Here is a 17,136-nt window from a genome sequence, read left to right on the forward strand (position 1 = left end):
GACTTAAAAGTGGAATTGTAATCCTAAGCGATACCGGGTTTGACGGGCGTCACTGGTCGGTCTCACTGCAACATTTCCAACTTCAATATAAGGAGTAAATGTGTCATTCAATTGGTAAGAAAAAAAGACATTATGTTCATAATTACGTTTCTTATTATCATGTTTTATAGCATCGCTATACATTTGTGTATAGTCATATTCAACTTTGTATTTACTATATTTATAACCAATAAAAGTATCAAAGCGATTTGTTTTCTCGTCGTCAACACCTTGTTTTGTTTTTCTGGCATAATCAAAACGATAACGACCAGCAATATATAAACCATTATCAAAATTATATTGTGCCTTTAAATAAGGTTTGTAAATTGATGTGTCCGTAACTGTTTCGAATATTAAGCCTGGTTGTAACGTTATATTATTATTTATCTTATGATTGTAACTCAGCCCCATTTCGATGGCATTATTAACAACATCACTAAATACTTTATCTTTTTCACCATCAACACCACCTGATTTTATACTGGCATCAATATAAAAACCTATGCCATTTGAAAATGAATGAATAAACGCAATGCGGTCTTTATTTATTCTCGATGAATCTGAATATTCATGACGAAAGTCTAGTGTAGTCGCATTTAATTGAAGTGATATGAAAAAAGTACAACATGCCAGCAAGATTTTATTATTAAGCATAATTTTTACCTGAGTGGATAGGATGCCATAAATTTAATATAGAGTTCTTGGTTGATTATTATAATTTATATATGTGATTGGTTTAGTTAATAATTAGATCTTTATCTTTTATTGTTAAAGTGATTACAGAATTAACTGCCTCACCTTTTGTAGTTTCACCACCGATTAAATATAGTGAATTACCATGCTCAATAGTGATTCCATAACCAAGAGGGATCGGCAGTTCACCAATTACTTTCCATTGATCATCAATCAACCCATAAATTTCTTTGTGCCATTTTTTATCTAAATCCTGATGTGCAAAATAATGTTTCTGTGAATACTTAGCCTGAGAGCCCGGAAAGTTAGTACCACCAGCAACAAGTAAAGTATGAGCGCTATAACCTGCAAATGCACCAGCTAAGCCATCTTGCTGCTGCTCAGGTGATGGTGGAGGAAGTTTCTGTACAGTAGTATTCCACTGTAGTTGATTATTTTCTAATAGAGCCGTTTGTATTTCACTGGTACGTAACCCGGGTTTTAATTCGCCGTTAATCAAGGTTATTGTATTGTTATTTTTTACTAATGAAGAACCCGCAGTTCCATTAAAAGGAATAGTACCTAATGAATTCCATTGATTATTATCTGCATTATAAGTCAGTATTACTCTATTAAAAAAATAGCTTTCTATAGGTTTGTTAAAGTAATCATTAATAACTTTATTTTTCATGGGTGAATTGTTTTTAGTATTATTTAAATCAATGAAATATTTATCAAATATTTGCTTGTTTACTCCTCCGAGAATGATGGCTTTATTGGTGCTGATACTAACTCCTGCATGACCAACCAAGCCATAAGGCGAGCTGGTGTTTATTTTTCTCCATTTGTCTTCACTTGGTGAATAACGATAAACATCTGTTAATGAGCTTATTGTTTCACTCTCAATATTTTCTTTTCCCGCTCCGCCAAATATATAAATATCATTATTTAAATTAATTGCTATAGCCTGGTCTCTTGGCGTACCCGGGAAATCAGCTATTTTTTCCCATTTTTTATTTTCATTAAGATCAAGTTTATACCATGAGTTTCCTGTACTACCTAAACCTATGTAAATAATGTTTTGGCTAATTACTCCGGTTCCATTTTTTAATGCCACAGGAAGGTCAGGGAGTTTGTCAGCAAAGCTGGTCGATGAGAATATTGGTGAAGACAGTATTATGGTGAAAAAGAGATAAGGTATTTTATTTATTATTTTCATATGCATTCACTCTTGTGGTGGTTATAAGTGAGATTTCAATTTAAAACATAACTCCAATATAAGACATTAAATGGAGTAAAACTTCAAATTGAAGTTTTATAAAATGTGAAGATGATCAAGTTATCTTTTTAAACTCTATGTTTTTTCCTTACCTGAAGGTCAGTCTTAATTTGATTTTGAATTAATGTGAGCGATAAAAACACTGGTTACTAATTGATAATATTGATGTTTATATTGCGTTGGTGATATAAGAACACGCAAGCTATGCTAACGCTTACTGTTATAAAACATCTCGACATAGTTGAATATACCGCTCCGGGTTTCTTTCCGTATTCCGGATAGGGCTCATTAAATAGCGCAGAATACTGCTGCACCTATCATTTTATGTACATCTGCCAGACACATTAGATCGTAGCATGACTGTATCAGCTCAGACTTAAGCTGACAGGTTTCGTCAATAGAATACAATCCAACCTGACAGCCTGGTGTGAATGAAAAGCTGAAATCGACATATCTGTTAAAGTTAATGGTTCGTTTTTCCGGGATACTTACAACTTCAGCGGTTGGCTAATTTGAGGTTGATCCATTCATCAATTTCAGATTCGAGCCAGGCTACGCTGGCAGGGCCAACCTTTATTGAACGGGGAAAAGTGGCCTCTTTCATATACAGATAGATTTGCGAGCGTTTCAGACCGGTTTTTTCTTCGACCTGTTTCAGGCGTAATAACTGATGTGATGTCATGATTTTCTCCAGTGTAGAGTGGGGTTGGAGAAGATAAAAAAGCATAAGTGAAGGTGAAGAAGAAAGCACGTAAGCCCGTATTAAGAGTTTTTGAGTTCTTAATACGTATTTCAGTATAATGGTGAGTTAAATCAATAAGGCACTGAAGTGGGAGAACCGCGTTCAAGTGCTGTTTTCAGTGTATCGCCGCTGAATTTGTCAGTAATACCTTCGGTAGATGCCCATTGTTCGAAAATGGATAAAAGCTTGTAAGGTTTTCCTATTAATGGACTGATGACTTCATTATGTTTACATGAAAGCCAGAAAAGACGAGATAAAGGGCTGGATATGCGTGTCGATGTTGGAGTGTGTTTATTATTTACATAGGCATTCATCAGCTTTTGTAGTTCAGTCAGGCGAATTACAAAACAGGAATCTTGTGGTAATTTATAAATAGGGAAATATTCTTTGTCACTGGATTTATGAGTTTCATTCGATGTAATGTTGTTATAAACCTCAGATTTTAGTTCTTCAGGTAATTGGATTATTTGTTGGCTAATTCGTTCTTTCCATGTTATTTTCTCAAACGCTTGAAATAGAGTTCTTGATAATAAAACTGAAATGCCATAATTAATACATTGATTACCTGTGATTGGTGGTGGTATATTGATTGAGTGTGCCAGTAAGTGTTGAATTGTTACGAATTCATACCCGATCAGAGTGGTATCAATGACCCATTTTTTAGAATGAATATATTTATCTTGAGTGAGTGTGGTATAATTTATATTTTAAATGAAACAATGTGTATCAAGATAGCATAAACGATCTGTGAGAGAGTTTCCTATTTTTTTCAATTTAATTTTATTCTTAATTTTTGTAACTTTCCTTAATATAATTGGAGATTGAAAGTATATAGATAAATAAATGTTTCCAGATAGCGCATGGCGATAAATGTCGCTGTCGGTTAATTGTTTCTCTGTTTTTTTCTGGTTGGCTAGGTATACAGCTTCAGGTATGGTTAACCAATCGGATTTATTTTTAATAATAGTATTTTTTGTTTTATTGTTAAACATAATTTTTCCTTATTTATATGAGTGCTAATATATTGATGGTTTTTTATAATTTATTCGTGTTTTGGTGTGAATATATGAATTGGATTGTCATATCTTTTATATGACCTATAGTCAGTCAAATAATACTTAAAACTAACTGTTAATATATAATTTCATTGTGGTCGTATAACTATAATAAATGATGTGGCAGGTTGTTTTTAATATCACCCCATGTTAAGAATTTATAGTTAAATGGATGGTGATATGTGATTATGGATATTTTATAGCTATCTAATATTGATTTGGTAATATATGAAAGATGAGCAGAGTAATGCTGTTCTATAAAATATAATTTATCAAATTGATCTCTCTTTATATAAAAATCTAAATTCTTAATGATTTCTTCTGATAATCCAATGCCTCTTGACTTAATATAGGCTTCTTTTAATGTCCACATCTTATAGAAATTATGTTTTTTTTGAGTCTCGTCAAAATAAGATAGATATTTTTTTTCTTTTTTTGAGAAATAATAATCTATAATGCTATTTATTTCTATATCACGGTTGAAATATTCAATATCAACACCAACTGATGATGTATTTGAAATAGCGAGAGCAACACAATTATTTGAATGTGATAAATTGAAGTAAATGCTTTCCTTTGATTCGTTTAAAATAAATGGTTTCCCGTACTCATTTTTTGAAAATCTTACATCTTCTGGTGAGATTTTTAAATAAAATGATAAAATATCGCGTAACATGACTCTTGATAGCAAAAAAATATTTCGTTGTTTTATAAAAGGGTAGTCGAATAACGATGAAATTTCATCGTTATTTAAGATGTGCATTCTGGATTTAGCTTTACTTAAACATGGCATCGTTTTTAGATTACCAATCCAGATATGCACCTCATTATCTATAAATAAGTTGCTATTACTCATTGTATTTGGCTATTAGCATAACGCTTTCTGTTGTAACCATAAATGTGCATATAAGCCATTTTTTGCAAGTAACTCAGCATGTTTTCCTTGTTCTGCTATTTTTCCATTTTCCATTACGATAATGTTATCGGCATTTTTAATGCTATTTAATCGATGAGCAATCATAATGATTGTCTTATCTTTTGATAACAATGATAAAGCTTGTTGAATTAATACTTCTGATGAACAATCGATACTCGATGTTGCTTCGTCGATCAGTAAAATTGGTGCATTTTTTAATAAAGTTCTAGCAAGAGAAAGACGTTGACGTTCTCCACCTGAGAGTAACATACCACCGTAACCAATAGGAGTATCATAATTTTGTGGTTTTTGTATAATAAACTCATGTGCATTAGCTAATTTAGCTGCAGTTATTATTTCATCATCGTGAGCATCTGTTTTTCCCATTAAAATATTATCTTTAATTGTTCCTGAAAATAAAACGACATCTTGATAAACAGAAGATACATATGAACAGAGTTTATCAGAATTTATTTGGTTAATATTAATATCATCTAGCAATATTTCACCTTGGTTAACATCCCATAGACGAGAAATAAGCTGTAGTAAAGTGCTTTTCCCTGAGCCACTAGGGCCAACAATAGCAGTAAAGCTTTTTTCAGGAAAACAGCAAGATATATTATCTAATGTTAATTGACTATTATAAGGATAAACAAAGCTTACATTGTTAAAATAGATATCTGTTCTTATTGGTAATTGAGTATATTTAGGCTCAGAAAGTGGAACCACTTTCATTACTTCTTCTATGCGTTGTAATGATTTTTGTGCATAATTTAACAACATACTGGATAATCCTAAATCAAAGAATTGTCGATAAATTGGGAGTGCTAATACAAGGAAAAAAACGAATTGAGAAGGAGAAAGTGAGCCACTAATTAAACGGCTTGTTCCTATTATCATCAATAAAATAAAACCTGATTCAAGAATAAAACCATAAAGTGCAATCCAAGGGGCAGGCTTGGAATCGAGAACTATTTGGGTCTTATTTTGTGTTTCTAAGGCTGCTTTTAGTTTTTTCCATGCAGGACCAAGTCGCCCAAAACTACGAATAACCATAATTCCTTGGATATAATCGAGTAATTCGGATTGTACATTGGCATTAGCATCAGCTGCCTGTTGTGCAGCTTTTAACATTATTTTATGGCTTATGGATAATGCGAACAGAGCGATTGGAATAGAAAATAATATAATTAAAGTGAGTTGCCAATCTACCCATACTAAGAATAGTGAGAGAAAAACAGGCATCGCTAAGGTACTGATAAACATTCCTAAGAAATGTGACCAGATATTTTCAATGATCTCTAAATCAGCAGTAAGCCGTGATGCAAGATCGCCACTGCGTTGAGAAGAAAACCAGCCAATCGGGATTTTTCGTAAATGATCGGCTATTCTTAGACGGGCTTGTCCCATCATTTTATAAGCACCAATAAAAATCATTGGCATACTATAAGTACCAATGACAATACGCAGAACAATAGATAAGAGTATTGATAAAAAGTAATAAAATAACTGAGCTAGTGTGATTTTATTGGCAAAAAGATCAATTAATAAAAAATAGAGTAGAATATACGGAATAGTAGCAAAAAGACCTTCAACTACGGCAAGGCATAGACCCACCATTAAATCTTTATCTTTTTTATTAGAAAGCAAATAACCTGATTTAATTAATTCTTTAATCATTATTATTCTCCTGGATTAATTGCCAATGAATAGTGTGACTATATTCATTCCATAATTTTTTATAGGTTGGGCATTGGTTTAATAAATGGGTGTGTGTACCTGTATCAATAATCTTTCCATTATCAAGCACAATAATTTTATCTGCGTTAATAATAGTATGTAGGTTATGAGTGATCATAATAACAGTCCGATTCTGGCATAGACTCTTTAATGCGCGATAGATCAAAATTTCATTTTCAGCATCAACATTGGCAGTAATTTCATCGAGAAGTAGGATTGGAGAGTTTTTTAATAGTGCTCTTGCAATTGATAATCGCTGTTTCTCTCCACCTGAAAGTTTATTTCCTTGTTCACCAATTAATGTATTATACCCTGCTGGGAGTTTTTCAATAACATGATGAATATTGGCTGCTTTAGTTGCTTTGATAATATCCTCAAATAAGGCATTAGGATTTGCTATGAGTAAATTTTCTAAAATAGTTCCATGAAATAGATATACATCTTGAAAAACAACACTTATTTGAGAAAGTAAATCAATTTCTGGCCAGTAGTTGATATCATATTGACCTATTTTTATTTGGCCAGAAGTACAATCATAAAAACGGGGAATTAGTTTTAATAATGAGGATTTTCCTGCACCACTGTGGCCTACAATTGCAGTTGTTGTACCCGCTTGAGCATTAAAACTAATTTTCTCTAATATCGTTTTATCACCATGATCCAAACAGACATCTTTAAAAGTAATATCGCTATTTTTAGGGAGAGTAAAATGTTTATCATGTTGTTTATGCTCTGAAAGTTCAAGGATCATACTGATATGTTTTAAGATTTGTTTTCGTTGAGCTTGTTCTCCTAGCACAAATGTTAGTCGTAATAACGGCGCAAGTACGAGGGGGGATGTCATTAAAAATAAAATATAAGTAGATAAATCAATGTGTTGATTTAAATACATCCACCCACCTACCGGTGCTATAATAACGAGGTTCGCTGTTAATATCCCACTAAATACCATCCAAGAGCCTGTACTAGCTTTGACATTATTTTTTATCCATTTAACAGAGGAATTGATAGATTGAGATAATTTACCAAAAGTATGGGAGGTTAAGTTAAACGCTTTTATTTCTCGTATTCCTTTAATATATTCTCCTATTTCATTAGCAATTTTTTTCTGAATATTCATCCACTCATTGGTTTGTTTATTGGCTCGACGCAACATGAGAAGTTGAGCCATAAAAGCAATGGGTAATGGGGTTAGAGATAATAGGGCAAGAGGCCAATTCACATAAAAAAGTAATATAATGGCGATAAAGGGAGTCACTATGGCTGAGACGAGATCAGGTAGCATATGTGCGAAAAAACCTTCTAAACTTTTTATATCATCATTGATAATACGTCGCAGATTTCCACTGCCATATTGAGCAAAAAATGATAATGGTACTTTACTGATTTTTTTAGCTATTGCGAGTTGTAATTGATGCTGAATATAAAAAGCGCCCCTATGTGAGGCAATATGACTTATTGCCATTAATCCCCAACGTAAAATTAAAATAATCACAGTGATATAAACTAGATTATTTATTTGTTGAATATTAGGTGATGGTGAAAAACAAATCTGGCTGATTTTATAGATGATCCATAATGGTGCTAAACTTAGCATTGTTGAGATTATTGCCATAATAATGCCACTAATCAGAGGGAGTGGGGCTGATTTTATTAAAATACGAAAGTTTAGTGGCAAAGTATCTATTTTTTTATTCATATATATTACCTAATCAATTTAATCATTGATAAATTTGGTGATAAAAATCAATAATAAAACGACAAAAAGTATTTGGACGTGTAATTGGATAAAAGTGATCTCCAGCGATGCAATTAATAATACAATGCTTATCTATCCAATCTTGCCATGCTTCAACTTCGCTTTTATCAGCTTCACTATCATGACTACCATACATTAATAAAACAGGGGTATGAAAAATCCGTTTAGTGCTTTTTTGAAAAAAATAACGCTCGGTAGCAAGGAAATCAGCACGTAATAATGGCATAAACTGTTTTAACAACTGTGGCTGCTTGATTAATTCAGCATCACATCCACCAATGGCAATTAATTGTTGAATAAAGTCATCATCATTTAAATCACTCAGTAATCTCCTTGCTTGAATATGAGGAGCTTGGCAGCCTGATAATATTAGTCCAGATAATTCCCAGCCATTTTTTTCTAATTGAATAGCAGTTTCAAAGGCAACTTGGGCCCCCATACTGTGACCACAAAGTAATAATGAATTATGCCGTGGTGGATAAAATTTCTTTATTATTGTTATTAATTCATTGGCTAATAATCCAATATCATTAAAGGCTGGTTCTTTAAATCTGCAACCATGGCCAGAGTAATTAACTAATTGACAATTTAACCCTGAAATATCGGTAGATCTCCACGAGTTAAATGCACTATTACTGGCACCAGCAAATGGGCAAACCAATAGGTTCGCATTGTCTTTATTTACATTTTGCTCATTTAAAGGAGTAATATATTCGGGAGATTGTTTTCTCATTATTTTCTCCGTCCACTACTTTTGGTGAAGTTCATTCGCTTAAATGGCGCAATTGTGCCATCAATGGCTTTACCCGCTGTTTGCAATGTTTTTATCCATAATTGAGATAAAGCTAATTGGTAATGGGGTTGTAAAATCATTGGTTTTTTATCATTAGGTAATTGCCAGCATTTATCTATCTCTGCCAGTAAGTAATTAATAGCTTCTGGTGCTTCACATTCCATCACATCCTGCCAACTATTTGGTGGAGTATGAAATGAATGAAACAGTGGTTCATCAAGCTCCATCGTGGCAGGAGATTGATACATGGCTTTTTTACTATCTTGGTGATGATGAATATAAAGCGCATTATTCCATTCTACTGGCCCATAGCTTCCAGCGAGAGTTAAATAACCAGCTGGCCAGCCTAATATCATATGATGCATCACGAGGCTATGCTGATCAGGATCGTTAGATGACAAATGTTTTTGTAGGCATAAAAGCAAATCACCAGTAGGGGTGGATAGCCGTAGAAATTGTAGCGGGGTATTATCTTTTTCTAATGTGACTGTAATATCATTAGGGTGTAATTTCATTGCTTGGCAATATATATCTAAGGCGGAATAAATTAATTGCCTGCTTGTAATAATTTGTCCCCACACTGGTCGTTGTTGTATTTGCTGATATATCTTCTGTGTGTTTTCTATCCATAAACGTCCTGCTTTATTATATGGATAGAGGCTGTTAACGATATAGTGGCAATGCATTTTTTCTGCTAATGATTGTAGTCTGGTAATTTCATCAGGATGTACAGGATGCTCTTGTACAACCGAGATCCCCCGTTGTAAAAATGCTTGCGCAAGTTGGCTACCTTCGCCACCAACAATGGCTGATCGCACAACAATACAAGCTAGATCTATTTTTTCAGGTAGTTGATCAAATCGAGTAAAAAGTGGAATACCGAATGCTTTAGATAATTCTCGAGAACGAGTGCTACCTTTGGAAAAAAGGCCAATAAGATGCCATTTGTCTTGAGGTTGTATAAATGCATTGAGATAAACCTCTCCAAATTTACTGCCTACAATCACCACTTTTTTTGTCGGTTTCATTAATTACCTCCTTCGGATGGATATCCGTTATTAGAAAGTTTTTGTTGCACCCACTGATCAATGATTTCGGCCAGATGTGTGCTGGTAGCGCGATCTTGCAGTATTGACCAGTGCTCCCCTGAAAAATAGTGATGTTGGGTATGTGGCGGTAATCGTTGGTACCACTCTTTTTCAGGTGATGTCCATTCTGTTGGGTGGTTGGTGGCTTCCAGCCATAAACAGGCGATATCATCAGATAATGGTAGGTCACTTTCAGGTAGGAATGACATAAGCCTTTTAGTGCATGCAAGCTGCTTATTTTCATCTGATGAACTATCTAAGTCATCATGGCAAAATTTAATAAAATCATGTCGATAGACGGGATCTATTAATACTAATAATACGGACTGATTTTGTTGCGAGAGTTGTTCTGCAAGGTAACTGGCAATAAAAGCGCCATATGACCAACCAATAAGAATATAAGGGCCAGTCTGCTGTGCTGTTTTTATGCTAGATAAATGTAATGATAACAATGTATCCAAATCAGTTAGTTTTGAAGCATCTGTAACTGTTAATCCCCACACTGTATTATTTAACGACTCAGCAAGAGGTAGGTAAACACCGGGATCACCATCAGAAGCATGCACCATAAAGTAGTGGTAAGGTTTTGGAGCAGATACAGCGCTTAGAGGTATCAAAGAGGAGTACTCTCGTTGTGATTGCTTTTCCTGCTCTAAATGAGCACAAAAATCGGCTAAGCATGGATAGGTAAAAATCTGTTGTAATGTTGCCGGATATCCCCGTTGATGTAATTGGCTGATCATTTTGGTTGCAATCAAACTATCTCCTCCAGAACGGAAGAAATCATTTGTGCTATTGACCTCACGACCTAATAACTCAGACCATAATGCAATGACTTCATTAATCATATTGGTTGGTACATCAGGTATTGTAACAGGTTGTATCTGTTCATTTAGTTCTTGAGCGGATGATGCTGCTATGCCATTAAGGGTTGCTTCAATATTTTCACATTGGAACAACTCAAGAGAGTCGATATTCTGATCAAGAGAATGAGATAAATAATCACGTAATTTACCTAAATAAGGTTTTCCTCCACGAGTGGGAGAGGCTAAAAAGAGTGTTTGTCGCAAAGATGAGGAATCTGTTTGGGGCCATTGACCAATAGTTTCAAAACCAGTATTGATTAAAATATCATGCCAACTTTCACTATCAAGCATCGCTTTATTCGTCAATATACGCTTATCTTGATATGCACTTAATCCCTCAATAAAGCCAACAGTCGCCATTTGCATAGCACTTTGACACTCGGTTGCTTCGATAAATAATAAATAGCCTTGAGGTTTTAACAGGCTTCTAATCCGTTTTAGTGCGTGGCCGATATGTGATGCATCATGTAATACATTAGATGCAATGATCAGATCATAGCCATTATCTGGATGATGAGAAAATTGTATTGGTGCATTAATATCAAAGAGTTGATAGCGCATTTCTCCTACAGCAGTAAATTTTTTTCGCGCTTTATCAAGGAAGTAATGTGATATATCAGTAAAGGTGTATGAGTAATGCGTATTCTTAAGTACTGCGACTATACCTTGAGTGGTAGCTCCTGTTCCTGCCCCTATTTCTAAAATATTGAGTGAAGATGTTGCACCAACCATTGCACTAACAATATCTTTTGCACATTGATTTAAATAATTTAGTGCAGGGTGTTTGGCGTATAGTGCTGTGGTAATTTCATCTGAATTAAAAAGTAGTGAAAGAGGAGAAACCTTACCACTAAAGAGTAATTCATGTTGGGTTAGTGATTGCTCAAGGTAATCCCAAAGTACATATTCCCAATCATTAACAGGTTGTTGAAATACTGGGGCAGATAAACATAAGTCAATAAACTGTGTTGTGGCATAAAACTGATCACCCTCTTTGGTTAATAAGTGATGCAGGCATAATAAATCTAGCCACTGATTAAGTAGCCTCTCATACTGAGGCTTTGCTTTTAAACGAGTCACTATTTCAGCTAGGGTGATTGGTGTGTTTAGCTCGGTAAAAAGAGTATTTCGATACAGTGTGTGACATATGCCATACCGTGCTCGTTCCTCAAATCGTTGCCAACTCTTTTCAATAATGTCACTGAGTGAAGCTGATGGCGAAAGTAAATTAGGTAACCAATTGGGCTGTTTAATAACGGATAGTGGAATATCAGAAGAGGCTTCAAACAGTAATTGTAGAGGAGACTCTACTTTCGTATCGTCTTTTACCATAACATGAGCACGTTTGATTTGCGGATGATTTTCCAATGTTTGCTCGAGTTGTTGATAGCGTGATTGGAAGTGATTATCTATTGCTAAATGTTGATATGAAGGGAGTTGTGCAATAATCTTATCAACTGATTGATTATTATCTTCATCTTGGCATAATTGAGTGATCAAGCTTTGATAATCAGAGAACATCATTGTTAATAAACCGTCGGCAAAGATGTCATCCATGCAGAACCAGTTTAATGTTAGTCCCTCTTTTCCTTCCATTACTTGGTGATCTAACCAAACTTGAGGTGTTTGCGCGAAGCTATATACGGGTTGACCGAAAAGCTGATTTAATGCTTCATCAATATTGTCACCATCTAGTGTCATACCTAACATGCTAGTAAATACAATAGGTAACAGCGATTGGCTACTATCCCCTTTATAGCGTCCCCATTCGCGTAAAATCTCTACACCATTTACTTGGGACTTACTTAAATGTTGCCAAAGTCTGCGCTGTATCTTTGCCATTGACTCATTTAATGTACAGTCGTTATCTAGATAAATATCTATAGGGAGTACAGAGGTAAAATCACCAATAAGTTGTGTAACATCTGGATGCCATGGTTGACGATTAAAGAAAGTTAAGTTTAGTGTAAAGGCAGGGTATTTTGTCCAGCGACCTAAAACTAAAGCAAAAAGTGTTAAAAGCCCTGCTGATGGTGTAATACCATGCTTTTTCCACCTCTGTTTTAATTTGTCCCATTGCGCTATAGAAACATGATGTTGGAAAGTCGTAAAGCGAGGTTGTTCGGTAATGGATGCATTCTTTATCGGTAAATATGGGGCAGAAGGTAAATCAGATAATAGATCTTGCCAGTAACACCATGCCATTTTCCACTCATCACTGTTACGATTTGTTTGATTTTTTAAGCAGTAGTCGCGGAAGGTAAATGTTTGTGGTATTAATTCTTGTCCTGAATAGGCGTTATATAGATCATCAAACAGAATTTTAAAGCTCATAGTATCAAACTGCAGTAAATCTAGATTGATATGTAATCTGTAACAATCATTATTTAGCCAAGAAATTTCAACTTCAAATAATGGCCATGACTCAGTCGGTAATACCCGATAAGAAAGAGCTTCCCTTATCTGTGTTAGGCTCTCTTGTTGCTCTTGTTGGGTTAAATTTGTTAGGTCATGTTGAATAAAATGAAAATAAGGAACTTCTTTTAAGATACGTTGTTGTCCATCATCATCTATGATCATTCTCAACATATCATGACGCTGAATAACCTTATTCCAAGCTTTTTCAAGTGAGGCCGGCTCCCATATCTGGCGTTGACAATCCCATTCAAAAATCGCATGGCAAGCAACACCTCCGTAGTTAAAGAGGTTTTTACGTCCGATCCAATAGGCGTGTTGAATTGGTGTTAATGGAAATGGGACATATCGTTCTGACTCCATTGTGTGGGAAATATTGTCTTGATTATGGGGGGCTTCTGTCACAGTAAATTTCTCAGGTGCTGCGGTTCGAATAACTGAGGCTAAACCAGCAATAGTCATATCATCATAAGATTGTTCAGCGTCAATATTGACCGCAAACTGTTTCTTAATTTCCGCACTGAGGTCGAGGAAAGAGAGTGAATCTAGTCCTAATTGGAATAGTTCAATGTGAGTATCAATATGTTCATCACCAAGACGCAACAGTTGTTTGATACATGCTGTTAGCCACTGCTCTAAGTTATCACCAACGCGATAATCAACCCTGTTAGGGCTTACCGGCTCTGTTTGATCCGTTTGAGTTGGGGTTTCGCAAAGCTGGCGTGTGTGATTAAGTTCATGATTATCATAATTTATATCATTATGATTAGTCTGATGAAATAAAGGCGTTTTTTGTGTCATTAAAGGTGGAGTTGCTAAGCGCATTGCAAGGCGACAAGAGGTATTATCTAGCAGACAAGCATCTAAATGTGCCAGTCCTTCCTCAGTAGTAAGCGTACTCATACCTTTGTGTTGTAATTTATCATGGAGTTGTTTTTCTGCCACAAAGCCAACACTTTGCCATGCCCCCCAAGCGATAGAAATGACGGTTAATCCCTTGATATTGCGACGTGCATATTCAGCTAGTCCATCTAAATATCCACAAGCGAGGGAATGAGCTGCTTGTCCTTCAGAGCCTATAGTTGCAGCGGCAGAGGAGTATAAAATAAGGTAACTGGCATCTGTTTTTTCTAAAGCATCACAAAATTGTTTGGCAGATATCGCTTTAACAGAAAATACGTCAGACATACGCTCAGGGGTGAGTTGTGTCATAAGAGCATCATCCAAAATACCTGCACTGTGTATAAGCCCCTCAATGCCACCTTCATTTTCAAGCTGAGTGAGTGCTGCATGACATTGAGCGTTATCACGACAATCACATGTTAGCCATTTTATTTCTAGCTGGTTAGATTTCTGTAAGTTATTCATCCAATCTAATGCGCTGCTATCAGCTCGTGGTGCCAATATAGCGATACGTTTAGCACCTTGCCTTACTAACCAACTTGCTGTAATTCGACCTAAGCCTCCAAAACCACCAGTAATAATATGCCAGCGCGGAGATACCATGATGTTCTGCGCTATGATCGTAGAAGATGAGGGCAGTGGGGTTAATTGTGGTAAGTAGCAGCAATGGTTACGAACAATAATTTCATTATTACCTTGTTCTATTTGTATAAAAGCGGGAACTAATTCAGACCATGAGGCATTTATACCTAAATCAACAATGGCAATTAACCTTGAGCTATATTCTTTTTGAATGGTTTTTAATAAACTTCGAATACTGCGTTGTGCTGGATTAACCGTTTCTATGGCAGTTAATGCCCAGGCTTGTTGCGTGATAACAACAAACCCATTAGACGATGACAGTAATATTTGGCGGATCTGCTCGGCGATAATTAAAGGATCTGCAAGGTTGGCAATGATTAATTGATTTTCACCCTGTTCAGAAAGACATCCAATAGCGGATAAAATAGCTGTGATTTCAGAAGGCAATATTTGTTGATGGTTAAATATTAATGTTGGCTTGATAAGACCTTGTTCCACACAAGGTGTTAATTGCCATTGGTAGTGTGAACTTTGTTGTATCTTAGTGTCACTAGGTAACTCTTGATCAAAGTGATCGTTTTCTGTCGAAACACTGGCGAGAATAATGTGTTCACACATATCTTTGGTTTCTGGTAATGCATCAGGTAACCAGCGAATATGTTGAAATCCTGCTAAGCGACACTGTTGATGCCATAATTCTGGTGATAAAAATAGTTTTCCTTTACGGATCTTTTCATCATGGAGGGGTAACACCAGTGGGCCAAAAACAAAATCAAATAAGCGAGCTTGTTTGGTTATTTCGCGCATAAGCAAATGACCATTGGAACGCAGTAAAGTACGAAGAGCGGTTAATGTATCTCCAATATGTTGAGTGGCATGAATAACATTAGCAGCAATAATAATGTCATAATAATCAGATTGAAAACCTTGTATTTCAGGGGATTGTTGTAAATTGAACTCTCGATAGTTAACAAATGAATATTGACTAAATTTTTGTGCGGCACGTCGGGTGAAGATAGGTGAAATATCGGTAAATTCGTATTCAACATGTTGTATGGTTGATAAAATAGGTAGCAGCCAAGAGGTGGTTCCTCCCGTGCCACCACCGACTTCAATAATTCGCAAAGGCTTAGCCACAGTGGGCTGGTAGTGAGAAAGTAATCCTTTAAGTACCGCGGCAGCAATTTGGTTAAAATAACGACCAAAACTAAAATCTTGATAGAGAACTTCAACACCTTGAGATGCACCTTCAGGAAAGATCACTGAAACAGGTTCAATCACGCCTGTCATCATATCGTAGAGTTGCTCTCCTGCTCGTTTGACGGTGTCAGGAATAGATTGAAGACCTTCGCTATCTAACTGTAATTGATGGAATAATAATGGTAATTTATCACTAGAAATAGATTTTATTTTTTTATAGTAGTTGTGCTGATTTATCTGTTGGTAAATATAATATCCATCCTCAACACAGGCCTCTAATAAACGTACTAATAATTGATAATAGCGGGGTAAAATGCGTCCTGCTCGCATAATATCGATTACAGACATGGGGGTATTCAACTCATGGCCTAAACACGAGCATATCATTTTATCGACATAATAATTATGCAAAGTGGTAAGTGTTGAATTAAATGAGTTTAAACGAGGAAGATCGAGTGTTGTAAGCGCTTTTAATGCCGTTTCACGACCTTGGCTAATAGGTAAATCAAATGTGCTTTTTTGTGGTTGATATTTTTCACTATCCTTTTTTTCATACCAATAATATTGTTTTTCAAAGGGATAGAGAGGTAATGGTATATAACTTCCTTGAGTTTTAAACAGTGACTGCCATGATAAATCATAGCCTGCAATAAATAGGGCTGTTGCAGCCTGTTGTTTCATCTGAATTTCATCAACTCCCATTCTGGCAGTTGGTATCCAACTAATCTCAGTAATGCCTTCACGTTCACCAAGATCACTTAATACAGAAGTTGGTCCTAATTCCATAGCATGGGTAACGCCATGATTGACTAACGTTTGTATAGCATCTTGATACATAACTGTATTGCGTAGTTGCTGAGCCCAATATGATGGATGTTGAAGTTCTTTTTGAGAAATTAATTGCCCTGTATAGCCTGAGACTAAGGCTATTTTTCCTTGTGTGGCTGATAATGGCGCAGTAAATTCCATCAATTGATCAAGAATATTGTCAATATAAGAGGTATGAGCAGCACACACGTTATTCATTTCTCTAAATCGAATATTCTTTGCTTTTAATATTTGAGTAAATTTTTGCATATCATCGGGT

General features: G+C 35.4%; 9 protein-coding genes and 1 pseudogene. All 10 read right to left on the reverse strand.

Annotated elements, in window-relative coordinates; genetic code table 11:
* Positions 1–3: 3 nt before the first annotated feature.
* The 10 genes and pseudogenes from X965_RS10670 to X965_RS10715 all read right to left on the reverse strand — a co-directional run bounded on the left by X965_RS10670 (position 4) and on the right by X965_RS10715 (position 17,126).
* Positions 4–693 (reverse strand): oligogalacturonate-specific porin KdgM family protein, encoded by a 690-nt coding sequence (locus X965_RS10670; protein ID WP_036418029.1) that lies wholly within the window; start codon positions 691–693, stop codon positions 4–6.
* Positions 694–775: 82 nt separating this feature from the next.
* Positions 776–1,936 carry an N-acetylneuraminate epimerase gene (locus X965_RS10675; protein WP_036418031.1) on the reverse strand — a complete coding sequence of 387 codons (1,161 nt, stop codon included), beginning with the start codon at positions 1,934–1,936 and terminating at the stop codon, positions 776–778.
* Positions 1,937–2,486: 550 nt separating this feature from the next.
* Positions 2,487–2,672 (reverse strand): AlpA family transcriptional regulator, encoded by a 186-nt coding sequence (locus tag X965_RS10680; RefSeq protein ID WP_032097862.1) that lies wholly within the window; start codon positions 2,670–2,672, stop codon positions 2,487–2,489.
* A gap of 131 nt (positions 2,673–2,803) precedes the next feature.
* Positions 2,804–3,724, reverse strand: a pseudogene (locus X965_RS10685) (hypothetical protein).
* A gap of 169 nt (positions 3,725–3,893) precedes the next feature.
* A complete protein-coding gene (locus X965_RS10690) occupies positions 3,894–4,643 on the reverse strand; it encodes a 4'-phosphopantetheinyl transferase superfamily protein (RefSeq protein WP_036418033.1) in 750 nt (249 codons plus the stop codon).
* Between the two features lie 12 nt (positions 4,644–4,655).
* Positions 4,656–6,383, reverse strand: coding sequence for an ABC transporter ATP-binding protein (locus X965_RS10695; RefSeq protein ID WP_036418035.1), 1,728 nt, complete (start codon positions 6,381–6,383; stop codon positions 4,656–4,658).
* The gene (locus X965_RS10700) at positions 6,376–8,142 is read right to left on the reverse strand and encodes an ABC transporter ATP-binding protein (RefSeq protein ID WP_036418037.1); all 1,767 of its coding nucleotides are present in this window, start codon (positions 8,140–8,142) and stop codon (positions 6,376–6,378) included. Before X965_RS10700 ends, X965_RS10695 begins: the two co-directional genes overlap by 8 nt.
* 22 nt (positions 8,143–8,164) lie before the next feature.
* Positions 8,165–8,935, reverse strand: coding sequence for a thioesterase II family protein (locus tag X965_RS10705; RefSeq protein WP_036418039.1), 771 nt, complete (start codon positions 8,933–8,935; stop codon positions 8,165–8,167).
* Entirely contained in the window at positions 8,935–10,023 is a 1,089-nt protein-coding gene (locus X965_RS10710; RefSeq protein WP_032097868.1) for a Gfo/Idh/MocA family oxidoreductase, read from the reverse strand. The genes X965_RS10705 and X965_RS10710 overlap by 1 nt, the downstream gene beginning before the upstream one ends.
* The gene (locus X965_RS10715; protein WP_253280772.1) at positions 10,023–17,126 is read right to left on the reverse strand and encodes an SDR family NAD(P)-dependent oxidoreductase; all 7,104 of its coding nucleotides are present in this window, start codon (positions 17,124–17,126) and stop codon (positions 10,023–10,025) included. The genes X965_RS10710 and X965_RS10715 overlap by 1 nt, the downstream gene beginning before the upstream one ends.
* Between the last annotated feature and the right edge of the window lie 10 nt (positions 17,127–17,136).

It is taken from the genome of Morganella sp. EGD-HP17 (assembly GCF_000512315.2).
Taxonomy (GTDB): domain Bacteria; phylum Pseudomonadota; class Gammaproteobacteria; order Enterobacterales; family Enterobacteriaceae; genus Morganella; species Morganella morganii.

What these genes read in the sequence shown, in the direction of transcription:
- X965_RS10695 (WP_036418035.1), bottom strand. Translation starts at nt 6,383, where the DNA reads ATGATTAAAGAATTAATTAAATCAGGTTATTTGCTTTCTAATAAAAAA.
- X965_RS10710 (WP_032097868.1), bottom strand. Translation starts at nt 10,023, where the DNA reads ATGAAACCGACAAAAAAAGTGGTGATTGTAGGCAGTAAATTTGGAGAG.
- X965_RS10680 (WP_032097862.1), bottom strand. Translation starts at nt 2,672, where the DNA reads ATGACATCACATCAGTTATTACGCCTGAAACAGGTCGAAGAAAAAACC.
- X965_RS10690 (WP_036418033.1), bottom strand. Translation starts at nt 4,643, where the DNA reads ATGAGTAATAGCAACTTATTTATAGATAATGAGGTGCATATCTGGATT.
- X965_RS10705 (WP_036418039.1), bottom strand. Translation starts at nt 8,935, where the DNA reads ATGAGAAAACAATCTCCCGAATATATTACTCCTTTAAATGAGCAAAAT.
- X965_RS10715 (WP_253280772.1), bottom strand. Translation starts at nt 17,126, where the DNA reads ATGCAAAAATTTACTCAAATATTAAAAGCAAAGAATATTCGATTTAGA.
- X965_RS10675 (WP_036418031.1), bottom strand. Translation starts at nt 1,936, where the DNA reads ATGCATATGAAAATAATAAATAAAATACCTTATCTCTTTTTCACCATA.
- X965_RS10700 (WP_036418037.1), bottom strand. Translation starts at nt 8,142, where the DNA reads ATGAATAAAAAAATAGATACTTTGCCACTAAACTTTCGTATTTTAATA.
- X965_RS10670 (WP_036418029.1), bottom strand. Translation starts at nt 693, where the DNA reads ATGCTTAATAATAAAATCTTGCTGGCATGTTGTACTTTTTTCATATCA.